The sequence below is a fragment of the Mariniphaga sp. genome, assembly GCF_041687215.1.
Taxonomy (GTDB): domain Bacteria; phylum Bacteroidota; class Bacteroidia; order Bacteroidales; family Prolixibacteraceae; genus Mariniphaga.
The window spans coordinates 20,706-37,661 of sequence record NZ_JAWLCI010000004.1 but is presented as its reverse complement, the minus strand read 5'-3'; the positions used below and the strand labels follow the sequence as shown (position 1 = coordinate 37,661).

Sequence of the window (16,956 nt, the reverse complement as noted above, 5' to 3'; positions counted from 1 at the left end):
CAATCTATTTTTTGTCGTATGTTATAAAATTATAGAAATTGAGAGAAATGGATTTGGCTCCATTTCTCTCAATATTTATTTAATATCCAGGATTCTGCTTTAAATTTGGATTTACATCCATTTCAGCTTGTGGGATTGGCCATAAATAATCCCTGTTCGGATTAAAACTTCTGTCTGTTATAATACGTAGATTATTTTCATCACTTCCGTAATGTGGAATACCATCTTCATCAATGTCAGGTACATTAATAATATCATAACTGCCTTTTGGTCTGCCAAACACAGGTCTGTTTAATGCTTTTTCTGCAATTTTCCATCTTCTTATATCATACAAACGAAGACCTTCAAAAGCCAGCTCAACCTTTCTTTCTCTCCTAACAATTTTTCTCAATTCAATTTGATTTGTAGTAGTAATTTCCGGCATATTAACATTTGGTCGTTGTCTGACCTGATTTATTGCATCTAAAACTGTTTGATCAATATTATTTTTTTCAATTTTAGCTTCGGCATACATTAACAGGACTTCAGCATAACGTGAAAGAATTAGATTAATTTCTGATTCGTATGGATTTTCATAAGCATCTATTTCATCAACATATTTTTTCCAATGGTACCCCGAAAATGAACCATATGCACTCGTGACATTAGTGTTTTGAACACGAATGGAGTCTCCACCTTCCCGAAATTGCCATGTGTAAATACTGTCGGGATGAGTATAAATATTCCAAGTACCAAATCTCATTCCATCATAAAAGATTGATTGTCTCAAACGAGGATCTCTGTTTTTAAATGGATTTGACTGGTCATAAATAGGAGATTCATCTATGGGCTTGCCATCAATTGCCTCATATGAATCAATTAAATCCTGCAATGGAATAACATAGTTCCATGAAGAAGCGACTCCATTATCAGGTGACATATCCAATGTATAGCTATGAAAATTTGTTGGTTTTTTAAACTGAAAATCCAAAATTATTTCATCACAATTCTCTCCTTCATAGTGAAATAATTTTTCATAATTCGGGTACAAAGAATATACCCCTAAATTCATAACCCTCTGTGTTGCATCAATCGCTATATCCCACTTTTCATTATATAATGCTGTTCGAGCTTTATATGTTAGAGCAGCGCCCTTTGTTATCCTCCCTTTATCCGATCCACTATACTCAATGGGTAAATCTATTGAAGCTTCTTCAAATTCATTCAGGATAAAATCAACTATTACAGATTTTTCAGTTCGTGATACATTGGGTTCTTCCAAGGGAGGAGTTTCTTCTAACAGGGGTACATCTCCATATAATTCTATGAGATGATGATAAAAATATGCTCTGAGAAATTTTGCTTCTGCTTTAATTCTATTAAATACTTCTTCATTCGTATTCTCCTTCCCCTTATCCATATTGCTTAACAGGCTATTGCATTTAGCAATTCCATTGAACATTCTGTTCCACTGGGTTCTTGGATATCCAGATTGAGAATCATGAATGCCTATTCCAACATCACTACCATATCTTTCCCATGCAATATCTGTCGTAGTTTCTAAATGCCACGGGAACATTCTTGAATTAAAATTTCCCCAATTGGCCGTTTCGGTTACTAAATTTTTATAGCAAGCATTTATTCCCATAATTAATTCTTTCTCATTACTGTAGAAAGTTTCAGTTGAAGGTGAATCTAATGGATATTTATTTAAAAAATTATCATCACAAGAGAAAAGCAAAACAATTAATAATGCTATTGCTTTAAATTTTAAAACTTTAAATGCTATTTTCATAACGATTTTTTTAATATTTACTAAAACTGTACATTTATTCCTAAAGTATAGGAAGCAAAAAATGGATGAACATCGTTATCACGTAATCTTGTTTCTGGGTCCCATCCCGGATAAAAATTATCTAAGGTAAGTAAATTATCACCTGCAATATATATTCTTAATTTGTCAAGCTTTAACTTATTAGTTAATTCTTTGGGAAGTGTATATCCAAGTTGGGCATTTTTCAACCGTAAATATGCTGCACTTCTCATCCAGTAAGAAGATACTTTTTGATTATTTTGGTAAGCTATCCAATATCGGGGATATTCAGCATTTGGGTTTTCGGGAGTCCATCGTGAATCGATATGCCATTTTTGAAGTTTTCCTCCATTGTAGAAAGCCCATATTGCATCATTATCTAAATAACCATCGACCTTTCCAATTCCCTGAACAAACAATCTGGCATCAAAACCTTTATATTCTGCAGTAAGATCAAAACTGTAGCTAAATCGAGGTATTTGATTACCTATAACCACCCGGTCATCTGCATTAATAACTCCATCAGCAGTATCGGGAATACCATCTCCATCAGAATCAATAGTCAATTGGTCCTTGTATCTGATGTCACCAGGTCCCACCGTTCCATCTTGAAAAGCATGTTCTGCAACTTCATTTGGTGTTTGAAATAAACCATCAGCTTCATACCCAAAAATAGCATTTATAGGTTCTCCTTCTCTAATTGTTGTTGCAGTGTAATTATATGGTCCAGTATCTTTTAAATCTAATACTTTGTTTTTAACATCTGAAAGCATAAAAGATACTCCATATCTAAATTCTCCATCATGATTATTATAGCTTGCTGCCAGGTCCCAGCCTTTGTTTTCAACACTTCCTGCATTTTGATATGGTGCACTGAATCCCATTGTTGCTGGTATTGGTAAACGCAGTAAAATGTCATCAGTTCTTTTAATATAATAATCAAATAGTAGTGAGAATTTGTTAAAAAGCCCTAAATCTAATCCGAAATTAGTAATAGTTGTAGTTTCCCATCTTATGCTACTATTTGAGTAGGTTGTAATTGATGCTCCTCCCTGTGATTGCTCTCCAAAAACAACATCATGACTAGTTCCTAAATCAACAGTAGAAACAAAAGGATATTCACCAATTTGTTGGTTTCCTAACATTCCCCATGACCCTCTAAGTTTAAGATTGCTTAAAAAATGAATATCTTCCATGAAATTTTCTTCAGAAATTCTCCAACCTGCTGAAAGGGATGGGAAAAATGAATATTTATTTCCTTCTGCAAAACGGGAAGACCCATCATATCTAAAATTTGCCTCAAGTAAATATTTTTCATTTAAGTTATAATTAAATCTTCCAAACATCGAGCGAAGACTCCATTCATGACCACTGCCAGAGTTTAATTGAATTGCCGCATCGCCAGCATTTAAAACCTTATAATCCTGTAAGGGGAAATTTTCTCTATAGGCGTTTGTCCATTTGTATAAATATTCAGTTTGTTCAAAGCCTGCAATAATGTTAAAATTGTGAACATCCAAAGATTTTTGATATCTTAATAAGGCACTAGAATAAATATTTTGAGATTTATTGAAGTTTACATTCAGTTGATTTTTAGCAGGATAACTTCCCGCCTTATTCCCTTCAAAAGTATATGTATCGTACATTTTTATAAATGAATCTCCTTCATATATTTTATAAGTAGGTGCAAATGTAAACTCAATATTCAAATCTTCTGTTATTTGATATTCTGCTTTTGCATTAAAAATGGCTGATTTTCTTTCTCCTATTGATAAACCACCATCTAATGCCATAGCCAAGGGGTTGATGTTTGCATACCCGACACCATACCTTCCATCCGATAATTTATCAAGTTGAACTGGTTTTGCTCGATGCAACTGATACCATACTCCTTGAGAGGGTTCTTCAGTTTTCGAAGAAATTCCATTAAAGTCTAATCTAAAATGTAATCTATCTGTCGCTTGAATGTCAGTATTTAATCTTATTCCAAAACGGTTGAAATTAGTGTTTGGCATAACTGATTCTTGGTCAAGATAGTTTAGCATTAATAAGTTTCTAACTTTATTAGATCCTCCATTAACCGTTAAACTATGTTTTTGTTGAAATGCTGAATTCTTTAATACGGAATTATTCCAATTAACATGTGGATATTCGTCACTAGGTTGATTTGCCTGCCAATTTTGAATATATCCCTGGTCATAAGCCGGAATTTTCCCCTCGTTTGTTAATGCTTCATTATAATGAGTCATAAAATCATAACCATCTGAGAATTCAACCTGGTCTGTAACGAACTGATATCCAGCATTAACGTCGTATGAGACAAATAATTCGCCATCTTTCCCTCGTTTTGTATTTATTAAAATGACACCATTAGATGCCCTTGAACCATATATTGCTGCAGATGCCGCATCCTTAAGAATTGAAATACTTTCGATATTACTTGGTTCGACATCGTTTATATTTCCTTCCACACCATCAATTAAAACAAGCGGATCATTTTTAGATGCAGATGCCCCAATTGTAAGAGTTCCTTCCCCTCTAACCCGAATAGAGCTTTGACTACCTGGCTGACTAGATCTGGCATTAATATTAACACCCGGAGCAATCCCCTGTAAAGCATCAGCAGTCTGCACAACATTTCTTTGTGTCAATTTATCTCCGCCAATATCAGAAACCGAACCTGTTAAATTACTGCGTTTTTGGGTTCCATACCCAACAGCAACCACTTCTTCAATTCCAATCACATCTGGTTCCAAAGCCACACTAATATTTGTCTGGCTCCCAACAACCACCTCCTGCGTCAACATTCCCACAAACGAAAATACCAAAGTGGCATCTTCGGGAATATTGGAAAGTGAGTAATTCCCGTCGGCATTGGTAACCGTTCCCTGGGTAGTTCCTTTTATAATTACAGTAACACCAGGCAATGGCTGTCCTCCAAAATCGGTAACTGTTCCGGAAACGGTTTGCTGCTGCTGCAAATCAACAATTTCATAAACCGGTTCGTTTTTTGAAAACAGCACCACCTGCCGGTCGATAATCTGCCAGGCAGCATCGGAGCTTTTAAAAAGTTTGTCGAGTGCCTTGTCGATGGTAAGGTCTTTAAATTCAACACTAACTTCCCTGTCGGCATCAATCATTTTGCTGTTGTAAAGAAACCGGAATTCCGACATGTTTTCGATTTCCAGCAAAACTTCGCGAACAGTGGAGGTTTCCATGTTCAGATTTAGCTTTGTTGCCTGGGCATAACTACCGAGCGCGTAACTCTGGGCAACCGCGAGGATTAAAGCGTACAATGTTAACCTCATCTTACGAAACGTTTTTTCGGCCCATAGTTTTTGTATCACAGGCCAGGTACTACATAAAATTTCCATAAATTTACATGCTTTTAAATTAATAAATTGGTTATTAAGGCCTTTTCTTTCGGTCAGGAAAGAGAAAGGCGAAAAGTACTCAAGGGGCGCCAGGCGTCCCTTTTTTAGTTCATTCTATTTTTGTTTTATTACAATTTCCATTTTGCTAAACGTTTTATCGGTTTTCATTTCTCTTCGTTTGATGGTATATTCAATAGGCGCTGATATTTTAAGCAATTCGAGCGCCTGCTCCAGCGATTCATCTTCGAAGGTAGCGGTATAAGCCCAGCCTTTTAATTCCGGGCCTTCAAGCTGAATGTCCACATTAAACCAGCGGTTGAGGCGGCGAACCACATCGGGCATCGGGTCATCGCGGAAAACAAGCAGGCCTTCTTTCCATGCTTTGTATTTAGCGGTATTCACTTTATCAACTGCCAATTTATTTTCGGATTCCATACAGATTGCTTTTTCTCCGGGTTTCAACTGAATGATGTCTTTTTTTGTGGTGTGATAGTCACCCTGAAAGAGGTTAATTCCTCCTTCAACCAGTACAATTTCGGTGAGTTCTTCGTGCGGGTACCTGGTGGCAATAAACTCTGTACCGGTTACTTCAATATTAATTCTGCCGGTATTGACAATGAAAGGCACTTCTTTATTTTCAGCCACCTCAAAATAGGCTTCGCCGGAGAGTCTTACCTGGCGAATGGAGTTGTTGAAAACCAGTGGATAACTGAGGCTGGTTTTGGAGTTGAGATATACTTTGGTGCTGTCGGGCAGGTAAAACTCTGACCGCATGCCTGCGGGAATTTCCAGAGTGTGCCACGCTATAAATGGCTCGGGTGTTTTTTGCGGTTTTTCCAGTGCAAACCAGAGCGTTGCAACAATTAGCGGCAGAATAAGAATTGCTGCCACTTTTTGGAAAATATCAAATAGTCTGATTTTTTTCTGCTTCTCAATTTTGCCATTGACCTGCTGAATGGCTTTTTCGGGGTCGTACTTTTTCATGCGGCGCAGTTGTTCTATTCCTTCCCAGGCTCTGAGGGAGTCGGCAAAGATTTGCCGGTTCTCCTCAGATGCCGCCTTCCACTGTTCTACCTTTTCCCTTTCCTCCGGGTTTAATGTACCTTCGAACCAGGAAGGAATCAATTCTTCTATATGGTAATCCTTCATTTATTTCTTATTCTGATGCGCTTTTTGGCGCTTTGTATTGTTTAGACGAATGGGAAGGAAAATACACATATTGATTTGAGAAAAAAAATCAAATTTAATTGTTTTCAATACTTGTTCGGAGCGCGTCCCCCTTAGCTGAGATTTTGCCATGAAAACGGCTGTATGCCAAAGGGGGAATTAAAGGGGAACTATCAATAGTTTCTTGGGCTGAATGCGACTGGAAAGGGACAAATGGCATTTGTCACTGGGGCTGTTCGAGTGCTTCTTTAACTTTTAGCACATACTGGCGCGATACATTTACAGCCCGGGAATAATCGAGCAAATCCAGTTTTAACCCCTCGGATGTTTTGTTTACTTTTTGAATGCAGTGGATGTTAACAACCGTTGAGCGATGGCACCGGATGAGGAACGGGTATTGTGTCAAAAGCTGTTCTGCATAAGCCAGGGTGTTCCGAACCATTCTCCGGCTCACTTTTTCATTTTGTTTGTAAATGATTTCGATGTAATTGCCTGCCGATTTGATAAGAATAATTTGTTCCGGGAACAGAAAAAACCGTTCCGACTGATTTTCCGATTCAAATTCAATTCCATTTAACGTGTCAGCATCAGGTTCTTTAGCGTCTATATCCTGGTTTTGCGCCATAATTGATTGAAGTTTGGTTTTCAGGAATTTATATTCGGTTACAATAGCCAGCACAGCAACCGACGCTGCAGAAATCAAAACAATATTCACCGCAATATGAAAGTTTACCCCGATTTTTCCAACGTAACGCGCATAAAAAGCGAAAGCAACTGAATTCAGAATGAGAAAAAGCAGATGTAAAACAGCTTCTTTTTTTATAGTCCATTTTTCAGTCTGAAACAGATTGGGCAAAACAGATGGAACAACGATTCGGCAACCGGTCAGCAGCAAAAGGTGGATGACTCCGAACCCGGCCAGGATTAAAAGTTTTTTATTGAATTCCGAAACCGGAGGATCGAGGGGTTGAAAAAACAAAAGGAATAAAAACAGGCCCAATGAAATGCCTGCAGCCGACTGAAGATTCAGTTTCAAATCATCGGTAAAAGGGTAAGGTTTATTTTTAATGCCAGGCATTTTTATTTCATTCATTGATTAAAATACCGCCAGCAGCAAATCAATATCTTTTGAAGGCAGGTTAAACAACCGCCCGATTTCGTGATTGGTTAAAATACCGTGATAAATGTAAACTCCTTTGCGGAAACCGCGTGAGTTTTTGATGTAATTGTCCACCCCGCCACTGTCGCCAATTGAAAGTAAAATCGGTATCAGGATGTTACTTAAAGAAATGGATGCGGTTCGGGCCACAATGGCCGGAGAATTGGGCACACAATAGTGTACAACGCCATGTTTTAAGTAAGCCGGATTTTTGAGGTCGGTACACCGGGTTGTTTCGAAACATCCGCCCTGGCTGGCATTCAAATCTATAATAACCGAACCTTCCTTCATCTGTTTTACCAAATCTTCGGAAACTTTAAATTTTGGTGTGGTGTTAAATTGCATGGCGCCAATAACTGCGTCGGCCGAAATAAGCGCTTTGCGTAAAACTTTCGGATAAAACACCGAAGTGAAAATGCGCTGTCCCAGTTTTTCTTCCAGTTTGCTGAGGTCGTAAACCGAAGTGTCAAAAACCTTTACTAAAATGCCAAGACTTAGCGCTGCCCGGGCAGCATATTCCGCAGCAGTACTGGTGCCGATAATTACCAGCTCGGCGGGTGTGATTCCGGTTACTTCGCCAAAAAGTACGCCCTTTCCGTTTCGGGTGTTGCTCAGGTATTCGCTGGCCAGTGTAATGGACGTGGCGCCGGCTATCTGGCTCATCTGGTGCACGAAAGGTGCAAATCCGTGTTCGTTTTCAATGTTTTCGTAAGCGATGGTGGTTACCCGTTTTTGCATTAGTTTTTGAATGGACTCGCTGCAATGGGCCTGAATTTGCATATTCGACAGAATGGCCTGGTTTCCGCGCAACTGGTCAATTTCGTCTTCGTTGAAGGGAGCCACCCGTAAAATGATGTCGCACTGGAAAATTTCTTCTTTTTTTTCCACTATCTGAGCACCTGTTGCCCGATACTCTTTGTCGGAATAACTGGCCATTTTACCGGCATTTTTTTCAATCAGAATTTCGTGTCCGTAAGATGTAAGCAAATCAACGGCTTGCGGCGTAAGAGGTACCCGGTATTCCACCTGCTCAAGATCAGACGGAATTCCAATTTTCATTTTTTGACCTTTGTTCTGAATTTCCAGCATTTCCTCCTGGGGCATCAGCATGGTTTTTGAAACCGCCATGTTCTCTTTTGTTCCTTCACGGGTAGTCATGCGCAATCAGTTTTAAGTGATTAAATGGTTTAGCAAGTTACATTCAAATGTGTAATTTTCAAAATTTTGCTGAAATTAGCCGGTCTCCGTTTTCCTGCACGTCAATTTTTACTTCCACAACATTTTGGGGCAGTAGTGGTTCAATTTTTTCGGGCCACTCAATCAGGCAGTAATTTCCGCTGTAAAAATAATCTTCGTAGCCCAGGTCAAACGCTTCTTCCAGGTCTTTTATCCGGTAAAAATCGAAATGAAAAATAGAACCGCCAGCGTCGGTTTTGTATTCGTTAATGAGCGCAAAAGTGGGACTGGTTACATTGTCGGGCGTCCCCAGTTCGTGGCAAACAGCCTGAATAAACGTAGTTTTTCCGGCACCCATTTTTCCATAAAAAGCGAAAACCCGCTGATCAGGAAACGCGTTGATGAGTTTTTTTGCCGCTCTTCCCAAAGCTTTTATTGTGGTTACATTTTCTGAATACATTTTTTTCCTGAACCAGTTAATGATTTTTTATCTGACGAATTCGGATGTCCAATTCGTATTGCAATATTACAAAATGAATAGTATTATCTGGGGCTGACAATAAAAAATAAGACATAAATCAGGGATTTGAGTTGTGTTTAAAAGTTTCGTTTCGGTAAAAAGTATTAATTTTGACCAAAACTTAAAAATTGAAACAATGAAAATACCAGCAGAATTGAAATACACCGAAGACCATGAATGGGTTCGTGTTGAGGGCGATACAGCCACAGTTGGAATTACCGATTTTGCCCAGGGAGAATTGGGCGATGTTGTTTTCGTTGAAATTGAAACTGAAGGCGAAGAACTGGACAAAGGGGAAACTTTTGGAACAGTTGAAGCCGTAAAAACCGTTTCAGATTTGTTTATGCCCGTGGGCGGCGAAGTTGCTGAAGTGAACGAAGCCCTGGCCGACGAACCGGAACTCGTTAATAAAGATCCTTACGGCAAAGGCTGGATGATCAAAATAAAAATGAGTGATTCATCTGAGATTGATGATCTTCTTTCTGCTGATGATTACAAAAAAATGGTTGAGGCGTAAAAATCCAACTTATACCATATTCTGTTTAAAACATTTTTAGCAGGTAAATAAAAACCAGGATTGAAATTCAACCCTGGTTTTTTATTCTGCATATAGCTGGAATCTTTCAGAAAAGACAAACAATTATCCGCATTTTGAGGAGCCGCACGACAGGCAGGTGAGGCAACCTTCCTGGTAAACCACTTCGTCTGACCCACATTCTTCGCACAGTGCATCTTCGGCCAGGGTTCCATCGGGAATGTATTTTTTCAGCGCCCTTGCCACACCGGCTTTCCACGAGTTTATGGTTTCGTTGTCGAGTTGAAGGCTGGTCACCAGTTCCACCACTTTATGAATGGGCATTCCGTGCCGCAATGTTCCGGAAATGAGTTTCGCATAGTTCCAGAATACAGGGTTGAATTTGTAGGAAAGTCCTTCGATGGTGGTTTTGTAGCCACGCTTGTTTATATACTGGAAATCGTACCGTGAGTTTCCGTCGCTGTCGTAACTTTTAAGAATATAACCAACGGTTACGGAACGCGGCAATAAAATTCCATCTTCATCGTCCAGTAAACCGGTGAAAATTTCGTAAGGTTTATTGTCCATCAACCCGATAAAAGCGATCCATTTTTCCTTGTTATTCTGGAATCTGACTACATCGGCCTCAAGTATTTCCGGCCGTTTAGTCGGGAACCCTGTTTTTTTCTTTTCGGTTCCGTTGTTGTTTATAAGAACTCCCGAGCGTGATCCGTCGCGATAAACGGTAACACCTTTACAACCGCTTTTCCAGGCTTCAAAATAAAGCTGGCCAACCAGTTCTTCCGTTGCATTCGACGGCAGGTTTATGGTCACGCTGATGGAATGGTCCACCCATTTCTGAATTCTTCCCTGCATCCGTACTTTCGATAACCAGTCCACATCGTTTGAAGTGGCTTTGTAGTAAGGAGAATCTTTTACGATTTCATCCAGTTCTTCCTGGGTATATTCGCGGTTGGTATCGTGTCCGTTGGCTTCCATCCAGATTTTAAATTTGTGGTGGAATACGATGAATTCTTCCCAGTGATCGCCCACTTCGTCCACAAAATCAACCCGCACGTCTTTGTCGTTTGGATTAACTTTGCGGCGACGTTTGTAAACCGGAAGGAATACCGGTTCGATACCCGAAGTTGTTTGGGTCATCAAGCTGGTGGTTCCGGTTGGTGCAATGGTGAGCAGCGCAATGTTACGGCGACCGTATTTTGTCATCTCTTCATACAAAGAAGCATCGGCATTTTTTAACCGGTTGATGAACGGATTGTCCTTTTCCCTTTCGGTATCGTAAATGGTGAACGCACCGCGTTCTTTGGCCAGGAAAACGGATGAACGGTAAGATTCCAGCGCTACGGTTTTGTGGATTTCTTCCGAAAAATCGGTGGCAATGTCGCTTCCGTATTCCAGTCCGAGTGCAGCCAGCATATCGCCTTCGGCAGTTATGCCTATTCCGGTGCGCCTGCCTTCTTTTGCTTTTCTTTTAATATTTTCCCACAGTTTTTTCTCAACTGCTTTAATCTCTTCTTCTTCCGGGTCGGCATTCACTTTGTCGATAATGGCGTCTATTTTTTCCAGTTCCAGATCGATGATGTCGTCCATAATGCGCTGGGCATAGTGAATATGCTCTTTAAACAGTTCGAAGTTGAATTTTGCTTTCGCTGTAAACGGGTTTTCAACATACGAATAGAGGTTGATGGCCAGCAGGCGACAACTATCGTATGGGCAAAGCGGAATTTCGCCGCACGGATTGGTGGACACGGTGCGGTAACCCAAATCGGCGTAACAGTCGGGTACCGATTCTTTAATAATGGTATCCCAGAACAGAATTCCCGGTTCGGCCGATTGCCAGGCATTTTTTACAATTTTTTCCCAGAGCTTTCCGGCATCAATTTCTTTTTTGTAAACTGGTTTTTTGGAATGAATCGGGTACGACTGTTCATAATTTACACCTGCCTCAACGGCTTTCATAAATTCGTCTTCAATTTTAACCGATACATTTGCCCCGGTTACTTTTCCCTGCTCCAGTTTGGCATCAATAAAGCTTTCGGAATCGGGGTGTTTAATGGAAACCGAAAGCATAAGCGCACCGCGGCGACCGTCCTGAGCCACTTCGCGGGTAGAGTTGGAGTAACGTTCCATAAACGGAACAATGCCTGTAGAGGTAAGTGCCGAATTTTTTACCGGAGAGCCTTTCGGCCTGATGTGCGATAAATCGTGCCCCACACCTCCGCGGCGTTTCATGAGTTGAACCTGTTCCTGGTCAATTTTCATTATTCCGCCGTAAGAGTCGGAATTGCCGTCGTTGCCAACAACGAAACAGTTCGAAAGCGAGGCAATCTGGTAATCGTTGCCAATGCCGGTCATGGGTCCTCCCTGCGGTACAATGTACCTGAATTCTTTCAGAACATTAAAAATTTCATCTTCTGTAAGCGGGTTAGGGTACCGCTTTTCAATTCGTGCAATTTCTTTGGCCAGCCTGCGGTGCATGTCATCGGGCGTGCGTTCGAAAATATTCCCGAAAGAATCTTTCAGGGCATATTTGTTTACCCAAACCCGTGCTGCCAAATCGTCTCCCTTGAAATAGACCAGGGAGGCTTTTACCGCTTCTTCCTGCGAATAAATTTTTTTCCCGGTCGCGGTTGATTTTACTGATACTTCTTCAAATGCCATAGTGTCCAGTTAATATTTAATGTATTTTAATTTATTTTTAAAATGAGTTAATTCTGTTCTGAAATTGTGCTACGCAAGATAGAACAGAAAGCAAAATTCTGGAATACTTTTAAGGATAAAAAAATGAAAAGTTATCAACTTTAAGCTGTTACTGTTTTGATATTTAGTGCTTTGCCCTGTTACTTTCCAGAAAAAGTTTACCAAAAACAATAACTTAGCTTGTTTTTACAAGATATTTTTTTATCGAATTTTCGGTTGAAAAAACCAATTTTTCAGGAATGGGATTAATAACAAAATACGTGCAAAAACGAATTAATTGTTAAAAACTTTTTTTATGATAAGATTTGTCGCTCCCACGTTTTTTTCTACATAATTTTTGCAAACCGCTGATGCTTCTGCCAGTTTGGAGTTATCTGCCAAAAATTCATTCAGGGTGAATTCAAGCTGCTTAAAATTCTGAACAGGAAATGCTCCTCCCAATTTTTTCAAATCTACCGCTTCTTTGAATTTTTCGTAGTTGGGTCCAAAAATTACGGGGAGCCCGAATGTGGCGGCTTCCAGGATGTTGTGAATTCCCACGCCAAATCCTCCGCCAATGTATGCCAGATTTCCGTATCGGTAAAGTGACGAAAGCAACCCGACAGAATCAATTATCAACACCCGAAAACGGGCAACTTCTTTTTCTCCCGCTTTACTGAACCTGATGTGTGAGGTTTTCAACAATTGCTCCAGCTTGTTGATATTTGCATCTGTCACTTCGTGAGGTGCAAATACTACTTTTAGGTTGGGATGGCTGTTAATAAACGCTGCAAGCAACTCCTCATCGGGCTTCCAGGTACTTCCGGCAATTAACAGCGGCTGACTGTCCTTAAACTTTTCAACAATTGGAATTTCTTTTGCACTTTTAGCAATAGCAGCCACACGGTCGAAACGGGTGTCGCCCGAAACGGTGAAATTATTCAGTCCGATAGATTGCAGCAGTTGGGCCGATTTTTCGTTTTGCACAAAAAAGTATTCCACCTTGGAAAGCATGTTCCGGTACCATTTGCCCAACATATTGTTTTTGAAAAAGTGTTGGTTTTCTCTGAATATGGCCGAAACGATGAACAGCGGAATATTTCTTTTTTTCAGTACATCGATGTAAAAATGCCAGTATTCGTATTTAATAAAGAAGGCTTTTTCGGGCTGCACCAGCCGGAGAAAACGTTTTGCATTTCGGCGGGTGTCAACCGGAAGGTACATCACAATATCGGCCAGCTCGTATTTTTTTCTGATTTCGTAACCCGAAGGCGAAAAAAAGGTCAGTAAAATGCGGTATTCGGGAAATTGTTTTCTGATTTCTTCAATCAGCGGGCGACCCTGTTCAAACTCGCCCAGCGACGCGCAATGAACCCAAATGTAACGCGCGTTGGTTTCAATTTTTTCTGCCAGTTTTTTTTGCCATTGGCGCCGTCCGTTAACAAACTGCCTGGCTTTTGGATTAATAAGCGATGCCGCCTTTATTAAAACTGACCAGGCCCAAATTCCGGTTTGATATAGAAAATTCATATGTATTAAAATCTAAGAAACCGTTGATTTTTCATGTATTCGTAAATGGTAAGGTTCATGAGCAACAGCAGGAAAAAGTAAAAGAAGTCTTCCAGCGGAATGGTAAAAATCCGAATTCCGAGGTTGTGTGCGTTGTTGTATTCCACCACCGGGAGGGCCGTGAGAAGACCGTTCACAATAAGAAAAGGAACCAGAGAAATAAGCCAGGCAAGGTAAAATTTGGTGTAGTGTTTTTTAAACCGGTTGCGAAAAATGGTGTAGCCAAAATAGATGGTCAGCAGAAAAAAATTGAAAAAGGTATAAAGTTTCTGCCGGGCGAAATAGGCCAGCAAGGCAAATGCAACCAGCAACACCAAACTGACAGTCAAAAACAGATTAGGTTTCTCAAACTCCGGAAATTTTACCACAAGTATTTCGTAAATAAAAACACTGCAATATGGAATGACTATAAAGAAAAGCCACTCTTCGAGCGGCAAATTCAAAATATAAATGCCAATCAGGTATTCCGGGTTAAAACTCCAGATTCCGATTTCTTCAAAACGCAAATCCCATAAAATAAAAATGGCGCCCGAAAACAAAATGGCAGGCAACAGGTACTTCAATTTGGTGTAAAAACGCACCTCTTTTTCAAAACTGAATGCCAGCGGAACAGCCAGCGAACCCAGCATCAGCAAAAGGTATGTAAAGTTTTTAAATTCCATAAACGCTTCTTTCGGACAAAGGTAAAATTTTAAAATTTCCGGTGTTTTAAATTTTACTAATTTTGGGGAAAGATGCGGATTATCTGATAAGTCATGCTGAAATGAAAAAAAAGCATAGAAAATGGCTTTAGAGATAGAAATCAATAATGAATCGAAGGAACTCGTTCGATGACGTCACTGAATGGCGGCAATTCACCGCTGGCTACTTCATACATTTTTGAATGACTTTTTATAGCCGCTTCCACAAGTTCCTTGTAAGGCCGGTTGCAGATGTCCATAAACCCGATATTGTAGTTTTCGCCGTCAAATCTTCCGAAAATCGGCTGGTCAAGCCACTGGAAATAGTGAATGCCAATCAGTTCCGGTCTGGCCAGTCCTTGTTCCAGGTAGTAACGGTAGGCTTTGCCACGCTCTTCCTGTGTGAGTGCACCCTGAATTCCGGTGGCCGGCAATCCGCGGTCGGTAGCGCCAAAATGAAACTCGCCAATCATCACCGGTTTGCCGCTGATGCGCGCAATTTCTTCGGTTTTGGGCGGACCGGGATTTCCGTAACCGTTAATGGAAAACACATCGAACCGGTCGCCGGCTTTGTAAAGCAAATCACTGCTAATCCAGGCATACCGCATGCCCAGGTTCAGATGGTCAGGGTCCACTTTTTCCACTTCATCGCACGGAACATTCACATACTGTTTTACCAGAATTTCAGAAAACTGCCAGAAATCTTCTTTTGCTTTTTCCGATGGATATTCATCGAATGTTTGACGAGTGAGTGCTTCAAAACTTTCCAGTTCAAGGTTCCAGTTTTGGTTGAATTCACCGATGTTGGGATATTGTGTGGAAAGCCAGCGGGCAAACATGTTTTTTGATTCTGATAATTGCGTTGTGGCAAACATTTCAAAAGCAATATCGTGCGAACCAAAAGCCCAGTGGGGTTCGTTGCGCAGGAAATAGCCGATGAGGTACGGATCGCCTTTGAAATTTTCCAACTGGTTGGCAAACCGTTTGGCATTCTCCAGGTATCCGGCTGAAAAAACATCGGGGAAATCACGAAACAGTTTCACTTCAGTGGAAGGAAATTCACTGAGCGGCAAAACGTAGGGAATTTTCGCTTTCCGGGCGTAGTCGATGTCCGACCAGTTGGCTATGGTGTTCAGCCTGAATTCCCGGATTTGCCCCGAGGTAATGGTTTCCCAGTTTTCGCGCCAGTTTTCTCCGAAAACCCGCATCAGGTTGGTTTTGTAGTAATCCAGCAAAACCATCTCGCCACGGCCTGAGAAAGCGTCTTTAAAAACCGGGTCGTTTTTGTCAGGAACCCATTCCAGTAAATCTTCCTGCCCTGAAATTACGCCCGTGGCATTGTCGCGAATGCAGTCAACACCCACCGAAACAAAGGCATATCCTTCCGGATCGACCAGCCACCATCGGTTGCCGTCGTGATGGGTGCGAAAAAACCCGGTGGCTTCAAACTGTTTTGCTTTCCAGCCGCCGTATTTGCTCCAGTTATCGGGGAAAGTTGTTATTGAGGCATTTTCAAATTGCGATTCCAGCAGATTTTTCAAATCTTCCTCGCCGGATGTTTTGCCCGGCCAGTTCTTGGAAGTCCATTGTCCGAACTGGTCAACTACCGGTTTTTCGGGGGCGGAAAACGGTTCGGGCAAATCATTGGTGAGGTAAACGGCAGCCAGTTCAAATTCTGGTAAAAAATGAGGTTCCTGAAAAGGTGCAAAACGAATGGCCACTTTTGAAATATCTTCGGGTTTCAAACGGCTACCCAGTACAGTGCCTTTAAGCTGGCGCGGAAAACGGGGCATAAAAATTTCCTGTCCGTCCAAATGTTCCAGCGGGAAAATCATTTTGGTTTTCAGGTGGGGCAGCACACCAATTTTGCCGGCCATGCGTGGTGTTTCTTTGGCATCGCCGGCCAAATCGCCGCTTTGGGCTACAATGCTTCCGGCCCGGGTTTCATTCCTGAAAAATTCCACATTCAATACTGCACTGAAGTCGTTTGGGTGCCAGATTTCGCAAACCAGGTAGTTGGCTTCGGTCCAGATTTCAGCATTTTTACCTTCCCAAATCGCCAGACTTTGGTTGTTTGCAGAAGGTTTAATCTGTAAAACCTGTTGTTCAAACCCGGTTCCACTTTGCAGCGAGCTGATTTCCGGATTTTTAGACTGGATGTTTTTCAGACTGAAATCTTTTTGAGAAGGTGAAGAACAGGACAAAAGAAAGACAACTGCAAAAATGGGCAAAATGGTTTTCATCGGTTATGGTTTTGAATTCGGTTTAAAGATAACTGAAAAATACAAAACCATTTTGCCGGTAA

General features: G+C 40.8%; 11 protein-coding genes. 1 reads left to right on the top strand and 10 read right to left on the bottom strand.

Translation table 11 applies throughout. The annotated features are described in order from the left end of the window. Nucleotides 1–79: 79 nt before the first annotated feature. The 6 genes from ACESMA_RS02960 to tsaE all read right to left on the bottom strand — a co-directional run bounded on the left by ACESMA_RS02960 (nucleotide 80) and on the right by tsaE (nucleotide 9,128). Entirely contained in the window at nucleotides 80–1,774 is a 1,695-nt protein-coding gene (locus ACESMA_RS02960; protein WP_372947272.1) for a RagB/SusD family nutrient uptake outer membrane protein, read from the bottom strand. A 20-nt stretch (nucleotides 1,775–1,794) separates the two neighbouring features. Beyond that, nucleotides 1,795–5,010: a TonB-dependent receptor gene (locus ACESMA_RS02955; protein WP_372947271.1), complete on the bottom strand. Its 3,216-nt coding sequence runs from the start codon at nucleotides 5,008–5,010 to the stop codon at nucleotides 1,795–1,797. Nucleotides 5,011–5,280: 270 nt separating this feature from the next. Beyond that, nucleotides 5,281–6,315, bottom strand: a complete 1,035-nt coding sequence (locus tag ACESMA_RS02950) for a FecR domain-containing protein (RefSeq protein WP_372947270.1) — start codon at nucleotides 6,313–6,315, stop codon at nucleotides 5,281–5,283. A gap of 241 nt (nucleotides 6,316–6,556) precedes the next feature. Then, nucleotides 6,557–7,411 carry a LytTR family DNA-binding domain-containing protein gene (locus ACESMA_RS02945; protein WP_372947269.1) on the bottom strand — a complete coding sequence of 285 codons (855 nt, stop codon included), beginning with the start codon at nucleotides 7,409–7,411 and terminating at the stop codon, nucleotides 6,557–6,559. A gap of 18 nt (nucleotides 7,412–7,429) precedes the next feature. Continuing rightward, a complete protein-coding gene (locus ACESMA_RS02940) occupies nucleotides 7,430–8,650 on the bottom strand; it encodes an alanine dehydrogenase (protein WP_372947268.1) in 1,221 nt (406 codons plus the stop codon). A gap of 58 nt (nucleotides 8,651–8,708) precedes the next feature. Continuing rightward, nucleotides 8,709–9,128 carry a tRNA (adenosine(37)-N6)-threonylcarbamoyltransferase complex ATPase subunit type 1 TsaE gene (gene tsaE, locus ACESMA_RS02935; protein ID WP_372947267.1) on the bottom strand — a complete coding sequence of 140 codons (420 nt, stop codon included), beginning with the start codon at nucleotides 9,126–9,128 and terminating at the stop codon, nucleotides 8,709–8,711. Between the two features lie 196 nt (nucleotides 9,129–9,324). On the opposite strand from tsaE, the gene gcvH reads away from it, so the two are divergent. Beyond that, nucleotides 9,325–9,705 (top strand): glycine cleavage system protein GcvH, encoded by a 381-nt coding sequence (gcvH, locus tag ACESMA_RS02930; RefSeq protein WP_372947266.1) that lies wholly within the window; start codon nucleotides 9,325–9,327, stop codon nucleotides 9,703–9,705. A gap of 123 nt (nucleotides 9,706–9,828) precedes the next feature. On the opposite strand, the gene ACESMA_RS02925 is transcribed toward gcvH, so the two are convergent. From ACESMA_RS02925 to ACESMA_RS02910, 4 genes are all read right to left on the bottom strand, one after another. Further along, nucleotides 9,829–12,384 (bottom strand): adenosylcobalamin-dependent ribonucleoside-diphosphate reductase, encoded by a 2,556-nt coding sequence (locus ACESMA_RS02925; protein ID WP_372947265.1) that lies wholly within the window; start codon nucleotides 12,382–12,384, stop codon nucleotides 9,829–9,831. A gap of 312 nt (nucleotides 12,385–12,696) precedes the next feature. Then, complete coding sequence (locus ACESMA_RS02920) at nucleotides 12,697–13,932, bottom strand: 3-deoxy-D-manno-octulosonic acid transferase (protein ID WP_372947264.1); 1,236 nt, start codon at nucleotides 13,930–13,932, stop codon at nucleotides 12,697–12,699. 5 nt (nucleotides 13,933–13,937) lie between these two features. Continuing rightward, on the bottom strand, nucleotides 13,938–14,633 hold the full coding sequence (locus ACESMA_RS02915; protein ID WP_372947263.1) for a lycopene cyclase domain-containing protein: 696 nt from the start codon (nucleotides 14,631–14,633) through the stop codon (nucleotides 13,938–13,940). Nucleotides 14,634–14,773: 140 nt separating this feature from the next. Beyond that, nucleotides 14,774–16,894, bottom strand: a complete 2,121-nt coding sequence (locus ACESMA_RS02910; protein WP_372947262.1) for a hypothetical protein — start codon at nucleotides 16,892–16,894, stop codon at nucleotides 14,774–14,776. Between the last annotated feature and the right edge of the window lie 62 nt (nucleotides 16,895–16,956).